This window comes from Candidatus Chloroploca mongolica (assembly GCF_004762035.2).
Taxonomy (GTDB): Bacteria; Chloroflexota; Chloroflexia; order Chloroflexales; family Chloroflexaceae; genus Chloroploca; species Chloroploca mongolica.
Window position 1 is genome coordinate 44631 of the sequence record NZ_SIJK02000029.1, and the last position, 17328, is coordinate 61958.

The window sequence follows — 17328 nt, forward strand, 5'->3', positions numbered from 1 at the left end:
TCAAGTGTACTACCATGGCACGACCAATAGATCCCATCCATTTTGTGAGGAGCACACGATGACCCTGCATGCCCACGGCACGTTCACGGTTCAACTCACCCCTCAGCCCCTTGCCGACCCCACTGCCGACAGCCTACTCGGCCGTCTCGCTATCGCCAAGGAGTTTCAGGGCGACATCACTGGCATAAGCCATGGTGAGATGCTCAGCGCCCGCAGCGCGGTCGATGGCTCAGCCGGCTATGTCGCCATCGAAAGATTCACCGGCACGCTCCACGGTCGCCGTGGCAGTTTCGTCCTCCAGCACAGTGGCACGATGACCCGCGGGGCCCAGCAACTCACCATCAGCGTCGTACCAGACTCAGGCACCGACGAGCTAGAGGGCCTCACCGGGACGATGAATTTGCAGATCGCCGATGGTGTCCACGCCTACGACTTCATCTTTACCCAAGCAACCTCCCATGACACACCGGCTTGATCGTCTTGCCCAGGTACTCGGTTTGCTCTATCTACTTGACCGGCTCTGGAAGATCCTGGCTGTCGTCGCTTTTTTTCGGCGACCTCCGCCACCAGTGCCTACGCAATGGCCATCACTGACCTTGCTCTGCCCGATGACTCGGTCGCCCAATGATCTGCGATCAGTGCTGATCGCCAGAGCGCACCTCGTCTATCCTGGTCAGCACGAGTGTCTCTTGATCTGCGACCGTGAAGATGTTGCAACGCAGGCGATCTGTACGGAGGTAATGGAGCGTTATCCAACGTGGCCGGCGCGCATCGTGCTGGCTGAGCCGGAGCATGGAACGCTGGCCTCGAAGATTGCTAAACTGCGCACCGCGTTGCCCGAGGCGCATGGCGAGGTGCTCTGTTTTGTTGATGACGATATTCTCCTGCGACCCGATACCTTGCGCATTCTGGTGCCGTATGTGATGCAGCCCACTACGGGGGCAGCCTTTGGGTTGGCCTGTTATACACGCTGGCAGACGCTTGCCGAAAGCCTGATGAGCGGCTTTGTCAATACTAATGCGCTGCTTAGTTATGTGCCGGTGACCTATCTGGTCGAGCCATTCACAATCACCGGCCACTGTTTTGCCTTGCGCCGTGAGGTTTTTACCGCAATAGGTGGACTAGAGGGCATGGAAGAACGGATCGACGATGACCACGAGCTTGCGCGGCGGGTGCGCAGATACGGCCTGCGTAACGTGCAGACCCCGTTGGTCTATGATGTAGACAACCGGCTTGCCCGTCTGCGCGATTATCACTTGCAGATGCGACGCTGGTTGGTGATCCCGCGCCAGGCAATGTTGCCGCACCTGAACCTTCGTGAGCGCAGCGCGATGCTGTTTGGGAGCCTCGGGAACCTGTTGCCGCCACTGCTGCTGCTGCTCGCCCTGGTGACGCGCCGACGTGTGCCGTGGCTGAGCCTCGGGTCGAGTCTGGGCTATGTTGCGACAACCCAGGCGCTGATCGAACGCATCTATCTGGGCCAGGCGATGCCACTACGCCAGATGCTGTTGCTCCCGATCCTCAACTGGCTCACCCCCCTCTATGTCAGCGTGATCAGCCTCGGCAGCAATACCATTGTCTGGCGTGGGCAACGCCTACGGGTTGAACGCGGAGGGACATATGCCGTCATCGAAGAATGACGTTATGTATCAAGCAAAGGAAGCCGTATGCGCTGGCTCTGGCGGTTGCTGATCATCCTGCTCTGTGGCGAGCGGTTGCTGAAACACCTGGCTGTGGTGCGGTTTTTTCGTCGTGCTCAGCCACCAGTCGAGGCTGACCCAGGGCTGGTCAGCATCATGCAACCGATCCTCAGCGGTGATCTGGCGCTGGCAGCATGTCTGGAGACCAATCTCGTAGCGCATTCAGGGTATCAACGTGAATTTCTCTGGCTCATTGACGATGATGATGAGCCAGCGCGGCAGATCTGCACTGACCTGATGGGCCGCTATCCCTCGGTGGCAATTACGCTGGTGGCCTTGCCTGCCCCGCCGCCTGAGCACAACCCGAAGCTTGTCAAGCTGATCGCTGGAAGTGCCCGCGCACGTGGCACGGTCATCTGTGTGCTCGACGACGATACCATGTTGCCCGACCATGGTCTAGAGCAGTGCCTGCCCTATCTGGCGCAGCCTGGGGCCGGGCTTGTCTTTGGCCTGCCCTACTATGTCAGTTACGACAATGTATGGTCAGGTCTGGTAGCGACGTTTGTCAACAGCAGCAGCTTGATGACCTACATTCCGTTCAGCCTACTTCACGAGCCCGTGACGATCAATGGCATGTTTTATGCCATCCGACGCACCACGCTTGAGGCTGTCGGTGGGTTCGCTGGTCTGGAACAACTTGTCGCCGACGACTTTGCCGTCGCCGATCGGTTGCGAAAACACGGCTATCGTCTGGTGCAGACCCCGGTGCGTCACGCGATCCGCACGACGGTCGCAGGGCCACGTCACTATCTGCGTTTGATGCAACGCTGGCTCATCTTCCCCCGCGAGTCGCTGATGCGTCATCTGCCACCGCACGAACTGGTACTGATCTATAGCCTGGTGGGGCTACCGACGTTTTTGCCGTGGATGGCACTCGCCGTGTCAGTGGGAAGACCGGGGCAGGCCACACGGGGGCTCTTTCTCGCCTATGCTGGCCTGAGCTACCTGATCTTTGCCTATCACAACAGGAGCTACCTCAACAGCGCAACCCCCTGGCGCTGGAGTTGGATGGTGCCCCTGGTGCAAATCCTGCTGCCTGCGCAATTCGTGAGCGCGTTGCTGGCCCCCCGGAGGATCAACTGGCGTGGACATACGATGCAGATCGAACGTGGCGGTACGCTCCGCCTCGTGCACCGGCGCGACTAATGAAGCTTGGCGAAACATACGAGAATGTGTTGGCGGCGTACCCACCCGTGCAACGCATGATCGCGGGTGAACGATGGACAGTCATACAGGCTGGCACAGGCCCGACGGTCGTGCTCTTGCCGGGCGGCTTTGGCCTGGCGGCAACCTCATTTCAATACATTGCCGCACTTGCATCTGACTATCATGTGATCGCGTTGAGCTACCCGCCCCGGCTCAACCAGGTTGCGCAGCTTACCTCCGGGGTAGTTGCGATACTCGACGCTTGTGGGGTCGGTGCAGCGCACATCGTCGGCGGCTCCGCCAGTGGCGGCGTTGCCCAGGTACTCGTGCGGCACCACCCGCAGCGCATCGCGACGCTCATCCTTGCGCAGACGGGGGCACCGCGTCGTGAGCGGGCGTGGCTCGATCGGTTAATTGCCAGAGCATGTGAAGAGTTGCCCGCCGCATTGATCCTGGGCTGCTTACGGCTGGCCGTCCATGCCTTTTTACCAGGCCGTAGCGAAGAGATGATCTTCTGGCGTTGGCACTTTGCTGGGGTCATTGGCGAGCAAACACGCGCCAGTCTGGCTGCGCGTTTCCAAACCCTGGCTGACTACGACCACAACTATCGCTTCACCCCCGAGGATCTTCAGGCATGGCCTGGCCGTATCGCGATCATCGAAGCACCCCAGGATCGTATGCTGCCTGCGAATGAGCAAGCCGCGCTGCGCAGCCTCTACCCCCAAGCCACCGTCTACCGCCTGGCTGGTACAGCCCACCGCGACAGCGTTACCAACCCGCTACCGCAGATCGAACTGGTGCGCACCATCATCAAGGGAAGACCGCCTATCGCGACGATGGTTCATTAACAACCGTCTCGGGAAGAGCGAAGGCGAGAGTCATCACAGGCACGCTCCTCCGCTCCTCCCTACACGGGCTTGCTGCTAGCTCTCAGGCGTTGATTTATCCCCGGTCTTATTCTCGCCTACACTGGCGCGCATCGCTCTGGCCTGTTGCTGCAGGCGCCGGAAATAGTCATTCTCGGTAATCTCGGCGACCTGGTTTTGCTGGCGTGTACGATCAATTTCGATCCGCAGTTCCTGTACCTCACGGCGCAGGTTCTGCTCACGGGCAATGACTTCGTCGGCCATCTGCTGAAAGGTGCGGGCCAGTTGCCCCAGAGCATCATCGCGGCGCCCAACATCAGCCAGACTCGCGGGGGTATAACGGCCATCATTGATCGCCTGTGCGGCTTCGGTAATAATGCGTACCTGACTGATATACGCATAGTCTTCGATCACGTCGCGCACCCGACTTCGCAAATGTCGCGTCAGCACATGAATAATGCCACGCGCCACGCCGCTATGATTCTCGATTAAATCATAGAGAACGGCTTGACGCAGACAGAGCAACTCGGTGGCTTGCGTCGCCGTCACCGAAGCACTGCGCGGCTCGGCATCGAGCACCGCCATTTCGCCGACAACCTCACCCGGCCCCAGTTCATTGAAGATCAGAGCGTCATCATGAATCCGCACCCCTCCCGAAATAATGACATAGAGGCTATCACCTACATCACCCTTCTGGAAGAGCAGTTGACCTTCGCCAAGGCGCACCGACTCTAGCGCCGCTGCTATCGTTGGAAGCGCATCCTCATAGGCACCATCAAAAAAGCGCACGGCCTCTAACAACCTGATCCGTTGGCTAAGAGCGTCCAAGGTTGATTTATCTCCAGGTGTGTTGTCCATAAACTGACCAGCATTGACATCTATCGAGCGGCACTATAGCATAGCACGATAGATAACCCGTTGGCAAGCGTATGCCGCAACGTTGATCCAGGAGTTTCAGCCATGAACCAAACCGTCGTTCGTCTCTATCTGTTCGATACCGGCTCGTGCCGTGCCTCACTGCAGCAGGCCTTACGCGGTGCCCCTTCAGAACCCATCGCATTTCACGCCCTTGTGGCCCTGATCGAGCACCCCCGGTATGGTTGGATCCTCTGGGATACCGGCTATGCACCACGTCTCTTTGAGGCGTTGCGTCGCTGGCCTTTTCTGCTCTACCCGCTCCTCATGCCGTTGGCGATTGAACCACACCTGGCCCTTGTGACCCAGTTGCAACGACGGGGCATTGATCCCGCCGAGATTCGCTATGTGCTGGTGTCGCACTTTCACTTTGATCATATCAGTGGCCTGCGTGATTTCCCACGGGCGACCATTGTCGCTGACGTTGAGGCACTCGATAGTGTGATCGGGCTGGATGGCTTCGCGGCGCTGCGCCGGGCGTTTGCCCCATCCCTCTTGCCTGATGATTTTGGGCAACGCGTGCAGCCGGTGTACCACTTCAATGATGCGCCGCTGCCCCCCTTCGGGGCGACCCACGACCTCTTTGGTGACCATACGCTGCGTCTGGTACGCTTGCCAGGCCATGCTCGTGGGCAGATGGGCCTCTTGCTGCAAACCGACACTGGCCCCGTCTTCCTCATTGCTGACGGCGCATGGCTGACCCGTTCGATTGAAGAACAACGCGGCCCTGGACTCTTTGGCTATCTCATTGCCGACGACGCGCACCAGGTTGATCAAACTCTGGCGAACCTGCACACCTTTGCCCGCGCCAACCCCTCTGTAACCCTGATCCCAACCCATTGCCCTACCAGCTATGCCCGCATTCAGCCTGATGCTTCGGGTTGACCCACGCCCCTGCACCATGCTATACTAGCCCTTGTCTTGATGATTGCTTTTGTATCCTTGTTCTAACAATAAAGAAGGTGCCGTATGGCCCAGACACGTCTGGTCATTGCCGATGATGAGTCAATCATTCGCATGAACCTGAAAGAGACTCTCGTGGGTCTTGGCTATCTTGTCGTCGGAGAGGCTGGTGATGGTGGCAGTGTCGTCCATCTTGCCCGTGAGTTGCAGCCTGACCTGGTGCTCATGGATATTAAGATGCCCAAGCTGGATGGCATCCAAGCTGCCAAGATTTTGACCGAAGAAAAAATCGCTCCAGTCCTGCTCTTGACTGCCTATTCTGATCGCGATCTGGTCGAACGCGCGAAAGAGGCCGGCGTGGTCAATTATGTGGTCAAGCCCTTCCGCGAGGCTGAGTTGCTGCCGGCAATTGAGATCGCTATGGCTCGCTATCAAGAGTTTCTTGAGATGGATCGCGAAATTTCCGATCTGAAGGAGACCCTTGATACGCGGAAGCTGGTCGAACGAGCCAAGGGGATTCTTATGGATTCCCAGGGGCTCAAAGAGGCTGAAGCGTTTCGCAAGATCCAGCAACTCTCGATGAATACGCGCAAGTCGATGAAAGAGATCGCGCAGGCCATTATTCTGGCCAACGAGATCTAGGTCTTCTGTGTCCGAAGAGCCTCAGCCCTCTGCGGATTCATCAGCACCGCCAGAATCTGCTGCGCGGTCGTGGATCAGGGCTGCATTGCCGTTTGTTGTAACGGCAATCGCAGCCGTTTTTGTCAGCCTTGCGTTTCAGGCATGGTTCTTCTCGCCAACGTCAGTGACGCCTCCCTCTGTTGCGCAACCTGCAACTGAGGTGCAGCCTACGCCAGTAACCACACCGTTGCCAACGCCTGTGCCTCCAGCAACGCCTCCCCCGACTATGGTTGACGAGAGTGCCCTACGCCTCGATATTCTTGATCTCCAGGCTGAACAACGACGCCTCTGGAGCGTGATCTATCTCCTGCGCGCAGTCGCGCAGATTGATGATGTGCTTGCCGCATTGCAGGCGAATGATCTCGATGAAGCAGACCGCACCCTGATGCTGGTCTATCGTTCGCTTGATCGCGCCTATGCCTTCAGCGCCGAGCAGGACAAAGGCCCGATCGACTCGTTCCGCCTGCAGATCAGCCAACTCCGCGACGAACTCCGCCTCCGCCCCGAAGGGAGTGACCGGCGCCTCCGCCAGATCCGACGCCTCATCCTCAGTCTCGTCGAAGCCTGAAACCCTTACCCCGTCGCTTTTTCGGATGCCTCATCAAAAGCAACAAAACGATACCCGACGCCACGCTCGGTGAGGATATAGCGCGGATTGGCCGGATCTTTTTCCAGTTTCTGCCGCAAATAGGTAATGTAAAGGCGCAGATAGTGGTTCTCGTCGCGGTATTCTGGTCCCCAGACTTTCGACAACAACATCTCGTGCGTCTGAACATAACCAGCATGTTGCACCAGATGGTAGAGCAGGCGATATTCAGTGGGCCGCAAATTGACCCGTTCACCTTCGACAAGCACCTCACGACGGGCAAAGTCAATGCTCAGGCGTTCGTCAACCTGTACCAGTGTCTGTGGCACCGGAGGTGCAGCATAGTGACGGCGCAGCACGGCCCGAATCCGGCTCACGAGTTCACGATGGCTGAAAGGTTTGCCCACATAATCATCAGCCCCCAGCTCTAGCCCGCGAATACGATCTTCTTCCTCGTCCTTGGCCGTCAGGACAATGACAGGTACCTGCGTGAATTGACGAATCCGGCGCAATGCCTCGAAGCCATCGAGTACCGGCATCATAATATCGAGCAGGATAATATCTGGCATTGTCTCACGAACCTGATCAACGGCCTCGCGGCCATTCGAGGCAGTCGCCACACGCATCCCCTCGAGTTCAAGATTCATCCGCATAAAACTGACCATACGCGGCTCATCATCAACGACTAACACCAGTTTGTCTTTGAGCTCTGACATACAACGATCCTGTCCTTATAGCCGACGTTCACACCAGGTACAAGCTATGCTATCATAGAGCAATGCAAGTTCTGATCACTAACCTTCTTCTCCTCACAATCGCGGGCGGTATTGGGTATCTGGTTGCTCAGGGGCGACCAGAGTGGTTCGGGCCAGAGTCTCGTCAGCGCCTCTTCTTTATGGGCTGGATTATTGCCCTGTTGCTCGCCGGTGCCCTCCGCGCAGCAGCAATCGTCTATGGACCAGCGTCAATGTTTGCCCTGTTGAGCATCGGCGGTGGGTTTGCCCTCGGTATCTGGCTCGGCCTCCGCGGATTGACTTCCGAGCGCCCCCGTGGGCGCTGAGCTCGCTTACGTGCGCCGTAGCAACGTGCGCCGAATGATGGGAAGCCGGAGGGCAAGCAAGGCGAGTAAGATGACCCCGTAGATAACAGGTTCACGGATGACCTTCGCTAGCCACAGATAGTGCAAGACGGCAAGGATGGCCGCCAGGTAGACGAGGCGGTGTAAACGCCGCCACCAGCGCCCGAGTTTCCGCATCGCTGCCCCGTTGGACGTCAGGGCAAGCGGAACCAGGAGCAAGAAAGCAGCCATCCCTGCCAAAACGTACCGTTTTTCACGTACCGCCTGGCTGATCAAGCCAAGATCCAGGCTGTAATCCACCACCACAAACAGGAAGAGATGCAGCACGATATAGCCAAAGCTGTAGAGACCGAGGGGCTTGCGTGCTGCCATGATCCATTTCCACCCAAAGAGTACGTTGAGTGGCGTACAGGCTAGCGAGGCGATCAGCAGCACGAGGGCCGGCTTGCCTGTGCGCAGGATGAGTTCCTGGATCGGGTTGACACTCAACCGCCCCGTCATAGCATCAAAAAAGATGAGCCCCAGCGGCAAGAGTGCCACGATCGTTACGATAAGATCAAGGATCTGGCGCTTGATGAATGTACGTTCTCGCTTAATAATTCACCCGCAAATCAAGATCTTGATATAACGCTGCAACCTGATCTTCATAGCCATTGAACATCAAGGTCGGGCGGCGTCCTTGCTCACCAATGCGTCGTTCACTGGCCTGAGACCAACGCGGGTGAGCCACGTCGGGATTGACATTGGCGTAAAAACCGTACTCATTGGGGGCCAGCGCCATCCAGAGCGAGGTTGGCATCGTGTCGACCAGTTCGATCTTGACGATCGCCTTGATACTCTTGAAGCCATATTTCCAGGGTACCACAAGCCGCACTGGGGCACCACTCTGGGCCGTCAGGGTCTGACCATACAACCCGGTGGCAAGGAGGGTCAAATCGTGCATCGCTTCATCAAGGCGCAGCCCTTCCACATACGGCCACGGATAAAAGCGATCCTTCTGTCCTGGCATCTCTTCCGGGCGATAGACGGTCTCGAAGCGCACATACGTTGCCTCGGGGCGTGGTTCAACAAGCTTGAGCAAACGATGCAGGGGAAACCCGAGCCACGGAATCACCATTGACCAGGCCTCTACGCAACGTAACCGATAGATGCGTTCTTCTTGCTCAAACGCAAGCAGATCCTCCAGCGCAAAGATACGCGGCTTGTTGACCAGGCCACTAACTTCCAGTTCCCACGGTGACGTCTGAAAGTTAGCGGCTAACCGGGCAACGCCCTGTTTATCCGTCGTAAACTCATAATAGTTATTGTAGGTTGTGATGGCTTGAAAACTATTCAAGGGAGCGCCCAGTTCATCCGTTAGTCCAGCAGCCTCTTGCTCAAGAACTTCAGGTGAAACATACGTGTCGCTACCGCACGCCGCCAGCAAGGCTGCCGCACTCAACGTGCCGGCAGCCCCGAGCAACGCCCGGCGCGACAGATACAAACCCTCGGACGTGATCTCCGAGGACGGAATTTTCTGCACACCCCCTCCATCTCCAGATAGTTTAGAGCACTCCCACGGTACTATTATCGCCGATCAGCAACCGATACGCCTTCGGCTTGAGTGGACTACGTGTCACCGTCACATTACGCCCGATCAGGCTATCCTCAATGCGTGCAGGCATACCACGGATCGTGCTATGTTCCAGCACGATGCTATGTTCGACCTCACTATCTTCGATCAGACAGTGATGATAAATGGACGTAAAAGGCCCGACATAGGCATTCAAAATCCGGGTCTGTTCACCAATAATGGCCGGACCACGGATGGTTGAATTAATAATCTCGGCCCCAGCCTCGACAATCACCTTGCCAATCAGATTCGAGTCGCGGTCAACATACCCATGGACAACTGGCTGCATCTCCTCGAGCACGAGGCGATTGGCTTCAAGCATATCGTCTTTCTTCCCGGTATCGATCCACCAGCCATCGTGGATATAGGGGAAGACCTGATAGCCCGACGTAATGAGCCACTGAATGGCATCAGTAATCTCGAGTTCGCCACGCAGCGAGGGCGTAATGCTATGCACAGCCTCAAAAATGTGGTGGTCAAACATATAGACCCCGACCAGGGCCAGATCGCTTTGGGGATCACGGGGCTTTTCGACCAGGCGCTCGATCCGTCCATTTTCGTCCAGTTCAGCGACGCCAAACGACCGAGGATCAGCGACCTGTTTGAGCACCACCTGGGCATTGAAATCGCTATGTCCAAATTGTTGGATCAAGGGACTGATGCCGCCCTGGATACAATTATCACCGAGGAACATCACAAAACGGTCATCGCCAATAAAATCGTGACTAATCTTGACCGCGTGGGCCAGACCGAGGGGCGCATCCTGCTCGATATAGGTAATCTGCACCCCCCAGCGGCGTCCATTGCCAACAGCCGCCCTGATCTCGTCGCCGGTGTCACCAATCACGATCCCAATATCCCCGATCCCGGCATCCCTGATCGCTTCAATCACACGAAAGAGAACCGGTTTATTGCCAACAGGAACGAGCTGCTTGGCACTCGTATAGGTAATCGGGCGAAGGCGTGTTCCTTTGCCTCCACTCAGCACGAGCCCTTTCATGCAACAACCTTTCAATAACCACGGCCATAACCCATGCTTCTATTGTACCAGTATCCGCGTGTTGCATGTACACAATGCGTTGCAACCGCATGGCACTTGCCAGGTAAACTGTTGATGGATGCAGAAGAGGCCAGCAATGCTGGCCTCTTCTGCACCCATCAGGATGTTCAGGGCGGTAGCCCGCGCCATCATCTAACGATACGGACGAATAGCACCGACAAACGTATTCTGCCAGTAGCTACTCCAGATACTTGAAGCCTGCACGCCATAGCTGGGGGTCATCGCGTGAACCATCCGGCCACCGCCAAGATAGATCGCCACGTGGCTGATGCCACGACGCCCACCGGTATTAGCAAAGAACATCAAGTCACCGGGGGCAAGGCTGCCCATACTGCCAATCATCGCACCATAGCGTGTGCTGTACTGACCGGCAGCACTATGAGGCAGATTAACCCCAAACTGACGATAGACATAGCTGGTCAAGCCACTGCAATCAAAGCCCCGGGGGCTGCTGCCACCCCAGACATACCGTGAACCAATAAACTGCACCGCATAGCTTGCGACATCGCCACTCGCAGGCACACTAACGGCAGCACCGCCGCCGCCACTGCTCCGTGTCTGCGCCACCGCAGTACGCACAGGCAGCGCAGGGATATCATTGGTAACGGGCACACGGCGGGCCGCCATTGGCGACACCCGCAGCAGATCCGAGAAGATCCAGGCACGGGTTCCATTTTCGAGTTCAACCCGGTACCAATCTTTATGGCGGGCAAGCAACTTCACGTTATTATCTGCGTTGACCGAACCAACCCGGTCATAAGCAGAACCCGGACCACGGCGCAGGTTGACTCGGTTTTCCAGTACCATGCCCACCAGGGGAGGATTGGGATCAGGAATGGAGGCGGCAATTGGAATGCGCTCGATGACACCATCAACAATATTCAGAAACTCTGACGTGACCCAGCCATACTGAGAGCCATACTCGACCAGGAACCACTCCTCGTACCGTTGGATGAGGGTCAGTTCCTGACCGGCAGTCATTTTGGCCATACTCACATAGTTGACCCCGGGGCCATCACGCAGGTTCAGGCTTTCTTCGCGCACCACGCCAATTTTGGGCGGCGGGGGCGGCGGAATAACGTCAGCAGAAACCTGATTGAGCGTATAGACAACGGCCTCAGGAATATTGACCAGTTCAGCCGAGACCCAGTACAGTGTCCCTTCGCCGACACGACGAATCTGGAGCCACTCTTCAAACCGGGCGACAACCTCAATTTCGGTACCAACCTGAACACGTTCAACATCATCATAGGCAAGGCCAGGACCATTCCGCAGCCGCACACTATCACCTGCAATGGTAGCGGGAACAATCAATGGTGCAAGCAATTCAGTGCGCGAAGAGAGCGAAATAGGAACCGGCAGCGCGTCGTGCTCATCAAGCGGAGGATCACCGACCAGCGGCACACCATCTTCGATCTGCAACGCGACCGAACCAAAAGCAGACTCTCCCGGCAAAATGAGCGCACTCGCTTCGGGAGCAGGAGCAATGGGAACTGTGGTTGGCAACTGACTCAGCAGCAATGCCAGAGGGATCATCAACGCAATGATCGCGTGGAGAATAAAGCGTGTCGGAAGATACGAAACCCAGGTTCGGGGATGGAGAAAGGCAATGATGCCCTTGGAACCAAGGCCGGCGAAAGGGTGACTCTGCTGACGGTAGCGATCATGGCGTCTTGACGCTTGTTGTTGCAGATGTTCAGTGCTACTGCGCAGGTCTGAAGAAGGCTGATTGCGATTAAGCTCGATCATGGAGCAATGTACCTCACTTGTAATCCATACGGCGCATATGCGCAGGTCTTATGCCCACAACACAATCGGGGTGCCTTTGCGCCTTCACTGGCTATCAGGAACGAGGAACCTGAATATAACACAGGTCTGCACACCCTGCAATTCTCAGAGCCGTATCAGGTGTTAAGTGGGTTGTTACCGTGCTGGGAAAGTGACCGACTTTGAGTTTGCTGCCCCACATCCGCTTTCATCGCACGTGCAAGCGTTAGTTATGTGGGGAGGCTACACAATCACTGTGCGCCAAAATGGTAAATCTAAGTTTAAGATATGTCACGCATTCTGTCAATAGTACCTGTGATCCAGTCGTTTTTGTGCATTAGAATGCCAAATAGTCTACGTAGCCTCTTGCGCGAGCCAGGATTAGTGTCAAGACTTTTTCGACTACACATCAATTGCCCGGGTCTACAGGTAGCTGCAATGAGCCGTTCTCAGTCACATGGCGCTGGTCTGAACGATGGCTGATATGATGCTGCGTAAGCTGATAATCATTGTCAGTTGCTAGCTGACGGTTTGAGGTCTACGGACTATGACTATAGTACTATCTCAACGAAGCGCCGGGTGTCGAATTGATGCCGTAAACACCATGCGCTGGGGCCTGCAGCCTCAGACCTCACTTATTACCAGACAATCAACATCATCGGGACGATCAGCACTGCAGCAATCATAAGCAAAAAGACGAGCAATTTGAGTTGTTCAGCGGTACGACGGTTGCCTAATTCCTGACGGACAGCGGGGTCATAGGGAACATTTGGCAACTCGCCCAGCAAAACCTCACCAAGCGCCCCAGGATTCGTGAAGAGGGTCTGAACAAAGGTTGTGATCAACTGACGGGTGGTGATGAGGGGTGGTGCCCAGTACGCGTGCTCAGGGCCAATTGATTTACCAGTTAAGGCACAATGAAGTTCACCCTTGATGACGGTGGTTGAAGGGCCAGATGATGAGGTGGTAACCGGTACAGACATTGTCTTGTTCCTCCTGCGCATCGGATGAGATGCAAGCGGTTCTGCGGGCGCTACGCAATGCGCCGCACAAAACGCTCGATCCTTTCAAGCGCAACTTCGATCTTTTCCATGGACGTTGCATAACATGCACGAACATACCCCGCCCCACTGGGGCCAAAGGCATCGCCAGGGATGACCGCGACATGCTCTTCTGCGAGCAGTCGATCACAAAATTGCTCACTCGTCATCCCAAGGTGTCCGATAAAGGGGAACGCATAAAAGGCGCCCTGTGGTTCAAAGGTCTTGAGACCAATCGTATTCAACCCGTCCACAATCACGCGGCGACGCCGATCATATTCAGCGACCATTGCCTGCACACTTGCTTCCCCATGGCGCAGCGCTTCGATCCCTGCATACTGGCTCATCGTCGGGGCCGACATGATGGCATACTGATGCACTTTGCGTACAGCAGCCGTGATTTCTTCGGGGGCGGCCATCCAACCCAGGCGCCAACCCGTCATTGCATAGGCTTTCGAGAAACCACCGAACAAGACGGTGCGGTCACGCATCCCTGGCAAGGAAGCAAAGCAGGTATGCTCGACACCATAGACAAGTCGGTCATAGATCTCGTCCGAAAGGACAAGCAGATCGTGGCGTCTCGCAACCTCGGCAATTTCATGCATCCGTTCCGGCGAGAGGACCGCCCCGGTCGGGTTGTTGGGATAGCCAATCATAATGGCCTTGGTACGCGGGGTGATCGCTGCTTCGAGCGCCGCCCCGGTTACCTGGAAACGTTCTTCGACCTGGGTGGGCACATAGACTGGACGCGCATCGGCCAGTTGCACACTGGCCATATAGGCCACAAAACATGGCTCGGGCATCAAGACTTCATCGCCAGGGTCAAAGAGAGCGAGCGCAGTCGCCGCCATTGCTTCGCTCACGCCAACGGTCATGAGGACGTCGTGTTCAGCATCATACATGACGTTGTAGCGCTGCTTCAGATGCTCGACAACGGCTTCACGGAGTTCGTACAGCCCCGAGTTTGATGTGTAGGCGGTTGTCTGATCAATTGACCGTTGTCCTGCCTGACGAATCGCCGCGGGCGTCATAAAATCTGGTTCACCAACCCCCAATGAGATCACATCGGGCATGGTGGCTGCAATATCAAAAAAGCGTCGAATACCAGAGGGAGGAATGCCGCGGACACGACGCGAGATACGCTCGGAGGACATGGAAAACTCCTGACACTTGGCTGCACCATCAATTACATCCTGGTGCAAACTTATCTTACCACGCTGATCGATCCACACTAATACCAGGGTCTCGCCCTAGCGATGCCCACGTTCACGCCCATACGCGATGATTTCATCCAGGAAACGCGAGGGTTTCAGTTGTTGTCCTCGATTCCGCCCCGGCGCCCACGAAAGATAGAGGCGCTCACCAGCACGAGTCAGGGCTACATAACAGAGCCGGCGCTCCTCTTCGATCCCTTCGCTACTCCCCATACTCCGCTCGTGGGGGAGGGTCTTCTCTTCGAGGCCGGTGACAAAGACAAAGGGCCATTCGAGGCCTTTAGCCGCATGAATCGTGAGCAACTGAACTTGATCGCGAGCTTCGTCGCCAGTATCGGCTGAGGTGAGCAGGGCGATCTCTTGCAGCAGCGAACGCAGATCGGTATGCTCTTCGGCGGCCAGCATCAGTTCTTGCAGGTGCGCACGCGCCTCGGGTAGTTCTTCGGGACTGAACCGTTGTTCCAGGGCCGTCATATAGCCGCTCTGCTCGAGTACATCAGCCAGGAGATGATCCGGTGGGGTTGTCCCCTCGGCCATACGTTGCCAGCGGGCAAAGAGACTCGCGAGACGGCGCGCCCCCTCGGCCGCTTTGGGTGACAGGCTCTTCTGCGCTTCAGGATGGCTCAAACTTGCAACCAGACTCAGTCCTGCATGCCTGGCAACGTCAGTTAACCGTGCCAGCGCCTGTGCGCCAAGCCCTCGCGGGGGGACATTGGCGATCCGATTGAAACTGAGGTTGTCAGCCGGATTATTGATGACCCGCAAGAAGGCCAGCGCATCACGAATAACGGCCCGATCATAGAAGCCGACGCTGCCCCGCACCGCGTAAGACAGGCGGGCATGGCGCAAGGCGGTTTCAAGCGGACGACTCATATGGCGCGTCCGATAGAGAATCGCCATCTCACGGAGCGGACGGCCCTGCTGCTGCAACTCGCTGATTGTCCGTGCAATCTGTTCGGCCTCTTCACGGCCATTCTTTGCCTCGTTGATCAAGAGGCAACGATCCCCAGGCAGCACCTTGCGGGCCGCCTGGAGGTTCATCGGGGCCACGCTGCGGCTATGCCGAATGACGGCATAGGCGGCATCAAGGATCGGCTGACGCGAACGATAATTGGTCTGAAGTTCGATCACCTGCGCTTCAGGGAAGTCGTGCGCAAAGCGGGTGATGATGCTATGATCAGCATTGCGGAAACCGTAGATGCTCTGCATTCCATCGCCCACCACAAAGAGCGAGCGCGTCTGCCCATTGGCATCCCCAGGCCGCGTGAGCAACTCAACGAGCGCATGTTGACTTGGGTCAGTATCCTGATATTCATCAACCAGCACATGGCGCCAGCGGGCCTGGCATGCTTCAAGTACATCGTGGTGTTCGTGCCATAGCCGATGGGTCAGCAGAATAAGATCGTCAAAATCAAGGGCATTAGCCTGTTCAAGAGCACGCTGATAGCGGCGATAGCATCCAGCGACAAAACGGTCAACCGGGTCGGGGCTCAGGCGTGCCATCAAGCGCGGTGAAAGCATCCGGCTCTTGGCCCGTGAAATGCGCCGCAGGACCTCATCGGCTTCAATCAACACGGGAGGGCGTTCGGTTGTGTTGGCGAGGGCATCGGTGGCGAGTTGAAGTTGTTCATCGGCAGCATAAATCGAGAAGGCCCCGGTATAACTCCCAATACGTCCATCGATCTCCTCGCGCAGCAACCGCGCACAGACGGCGTGAAAGGTTCCGGTCACCAGACCACGTACCCCTCGCCCGATCTGCTGGCGCAGGCGCTCACGCATCTCTTTCGCCGCTTTATTGGTAAAGGTCAGCGCCAGAATCGCGTCGGGCTTCACACGGTGCTGTTCGATCAGATACGCAATCCGCAAGGTCAACACGCGGGTCTTACCGCTCCCTGCCCCTGCCCGCACCAGCACCGGGCCAATGGGGGCCGTAATCGCCGCTCGTTGCGCCTCATTTACGTTACTCAGAGCATCCATAGAAATATGTTACGTTTGCCGCCGGATCGCTTGTTCAGCAGCCTCTGTTTTCCTCATCAGGTGTCAGTTTGGCGAACAACTGATAAGCTTGCATCTTACCACACCTCGCCCATGTACACGAGGGTGGTATACTTGTCCTGCGCCCACCGCAGGACGTGAAGGAAGACCGCTGGCAGGAAGCTTATGATCGCATCATTGCGGGGAACCCTCACTCAACTGGGGGCTGATCACCTGGTACTTGAGACAGGAGGGGTTGGCTATCTCGTCTATGTGCCACGTACGGTGCTGAGCAACGTGGGATCGCCTGGCGATGCGCTGTTTCTCTATACTTTGCTGCTGGTGCGCGAAGATAGTATGACCCTGTATGGGTTTGTGACGGTCGAACAGCGCCAGCTTTTCGAGTTATTCCTGACCGTGGCCGGGGTCGGGCCAAAGGTAGCCTTGAATCTCTTGTCAACCGGGGATCTTGATGCGCTTCGGGTCGCGATTGTTCAGGGCGATATCACCACGCTGGCACGCGTGCCGGGGATTGGCAAGAAGACAGCCGAGCGCATTTCGCTCGAACTCAAGGGCAAAATTGAGCTCAAAGGGTTGCCGACAGCACCTGGTGTGCCGCCAGCAGTCACCGCGCTCAATACGGAACTAGCCGAACTCCTCACGAGTCTCGGCTATACGCAGGCCGAGGCGGTCGCAGCCCTGGCCGCCATCCCGGCTGATGCACCTACTGAGCTTGAAGAGCGGCTACGCCTGGCTCTGCGTTATTTTGGTAGTGCCTGACGAGAC

General features: G+C 56.8%; 18 protein-coding genes. 9 read left to right on the forward strand and 9 right to left on the reverse strand.

Going from position 1 to position 17328, the window contains the following annotated elements; all coding sequences use genetic code 11:
• Positions 1-58: 58 nt before the first annotated feature.
• Genes EYB53_RS15760 through EYB53_RS15775 form a run of 4 tightly spaced genes read left to right on the forward strand, consistent with a single transcriptional unit; the run spans position 59 to position 3694 of the window.
• The gene (locus EYB53_RS15760; protein ID WP_135479388.1) at positions 59-475 is read left to right on the forward strand and encodes a DUF3224 domain-containing protein; all 417 of its coding nucleotides are present in this window, start codon (positions 59-61) and stop codon (positions 473-475) included.
• Positions 459-1640: a glycosyltransferase gene (locus EYB53_RS15765; protein WP_167857432.1), complete on the forward strand. Its 1182-nt coding sequence runs from the start codon at positions 459-461 to the stop codon at positions 1638-1640. Before EYB53_RS15760 ends, EYB53_RS15765 begins: the two co-directional genes overlap by 17 nt.
• A gap of 27 nt (positions 1641-1667) precedes the next feature.
• Positions 1668-2846, forward strand: a complete 1179-nt coding sequence (locus EYB53_RS15770) for a glycosyltransferase (protein ID WP_135479390.1) — start codon at positions 1668-1670, stop codon at positions 2844-2846.
• The gene (locus tag EYB53_RS15775; protein WP_135479391.1) at positions 2846-3694 is read left to right on the forward strand and encodes an alpha/beta fold hydrolase; all 849 of its coding nucleotides are present in this window, start codon (positions 2846-2848) and stop codon (positions 3692-3694) included. Before EYB53_RS15770 ends, EYB53_RS15775 begins: the two co-directional genes overlap by 1 nt.
• A 75-nt stretch (positions 3695-3769) precedes the next feature.
• On the opposite strand, the gene EYB53_RS15780 is transcribed toward EYB53_RS15775, so the two are convergent.
• Positions 3770-4540: a cyclic nucleotide-binding domain-containing protein gene (locus EYB53_RS15780; RefSeq protein WP_167857433.1), complete on the reverse strand. Its 771-nt coding sequence runs from the start codon at positions 4538-4540 to the stop codon at positions 3770-3772.
• A gap of 132 nt (positions 4541-4672) precedes the next feature.
• Here EYB53_RS15780 and EYB53_RS15785 point away from each other — a divergent pair, with 132 nt between their 5' ends.
• The 3 genes from EYB53_RS15785 (at position 4673) to EYB53_RS15795 (ending at position 6779) form a co-directional block, all read left to right on the forward strand.
• Positions 4673-5512, forward strand: a complete 840-nt coding sequence (locus EYB53_RS15785) for an MBL fold metallo-hydrolase (RefSeq protein WP_135479393.1) — start codon at positions 4673-4675, stop codon at positions 5510-5512.
• Positions 5513-5596: 84 nt separating this feature from the next.
• Complete coding sequence (locus EYB53_RS15790; protein WP_097653236.1) at positions 5597-6172, forward strand: ANTAR domain-containing response regulator; 576 nt, start codon at positions 5597-5599, stop codon at positions 6170-6172.
• Between the two features lie 85 nt (positions 6173-6257).
• Positions 6258-6779 carry a hypothetical protein gene (locus tag EYB53_RS15795; protein WP_216863670.1) on the forward strand — a complete coding sequence of 174 codons (522 nt, stop codon included), beginning with the start codon at positions 6258-6260 and terminating at the stop codon, positions 6777-6779.
• Positions 6780-6784: 5 nt separating this feature from the next.
• Here the strand turns inward: EYB53_RS15795 and EYB53_RS15800 are convergent, their stop codons facing one another.
• On the reverse strand, positions 6785-7513 hold the full coding sequence (locus EYB53_RS15800; RefSeq protein ID WP_135479394.1) for a response regulator transcription factor: 729 nt from the start codon (positions 7511-7513) through the stop codon (positions 6785-6787).
• A 62-nt stretch (positions 7514-7575) separates the two neighbouring features.
• Here EYB53_RS15800 and EYB53_RS15805 point away from each other — a divergent pair, with 62 nt between their 5' ends.
• Positions 7576-7857, forward strand: a complete 282-nt coding sequence (locus EYB53_RS15805) for a hypothetical protein (RefSeq protein WP_135479395.1) — start codon at positions 7576-7578, stop codon at positions 7855-7857.
• Positions 7858-7863: 6 nt separating this feature from the next.
• Here EYB53_RS15805 and msrQ read toward each other — a convergent pair whose 3' ends face one another.
• The 7 genes from msrQ to EYB53_RS15840 form a co-directional block, all read right to left on the reverse strand.
• Positions 7864-8475: a protein-methionine-sulfoxide reductase heme-binding subunit MsrQ gene (msrQ, locus tag EYB53_RS15810; RefSeq protein WP_503827067.1), complete on the reverse strand. Its 612-nt coding sequence runs from the start codon at positions 8473-8475 to the stop codon at positions 7864-7866.
• Positions 8468-9397, reverse strand: coding sequence for a protein-methionine-sulfoxide reductase catalytic subunit MsrP (msrP, locus tag EYB53_RS15815; protein ID WP_135479396.1), 930 nt, complete (start codon positions 9395-9397; stop codon positions 8468-8470). Before msrP ends, msrQ begins: the two co-directional genes overlap by 8 nt.
• Positions 9398-9419: 22 nt before the next feature.
• Entirely contained in the window at positions 9420-10487 is a 1068-nt protein-coding gene (locus EYB53_RS15820) for a glucose-1-phosphate thymidylyltransferase (RefSeq protein WP_135479397.1), read from the reverse strand.
• A 192-nt stretch (positions 10488-10679) separates the two neighbouring features.
• Positions 10680-12296, reverse strand: a complete 1617-nt coding sequence (locus tag EYB53_RS15825) for a C40 family peptidase (protein WP_135479398.1) — start codon at positions 12294-12296, stop codon at positions 10680-10682.
• A gap of 656 nt (positions 12297-12952) precedes the next feature.
• Positions 12953-13297: a hypothetical protein gene (locus EYB53_RS15830; protein ID WP_135479399.1), complete on the reverse strand. Its 345-nt coding sequence runs from the start codon at positions 13295-13297 to the stop codon at positions 12953-12955.
• 50 nt (positions 13298-13347) lie between these two features.
• On the reverse strand, positions 13348-14508 hold the full coding sequence (locus EYB53_RS15835) for a pyridoxal phosphate-dependent aminotransferase (protein WP_135479400.1): 1161 nt from the start codon (positions 14506-14508) through the stop codon (positions 13348-13350).
• A gap of 96 nt (positions 14509-14604) precedes the next feature.
• Positions 14605-16545 carry an ATP-dependent helicase gene (locus tag EYB53_RS15840; RefSeq protein ID WP_135479401.1) on the reverse strand — a complete coding sequence of 647 codons (1941 nt, stop codon included), beginning with the start codon at positions 16543-16545 and terminating at the stop codon, positions 14605-14607.
• A gap of 183 nt (positions 16546-16728) precedes the next feature.
• On the opposite strand from EYB53_RS15840, the gene ruvA reads away from it, so the two are divergent.
• The gene (ruvA, locus tag EYB53_RS15845) at positions 16729-17322 is read left to right on the forward strand and encodes a Holliday junction branch migration protein RuvA (protein ID WP_135479402.1); all 594 of its coding nucleotides are present in this window, start codon (positions 16729-16731) and stop codon (positions 17320-17322) included.
• Positions 17323-17328: the final 6 nt, after the last annotated feature.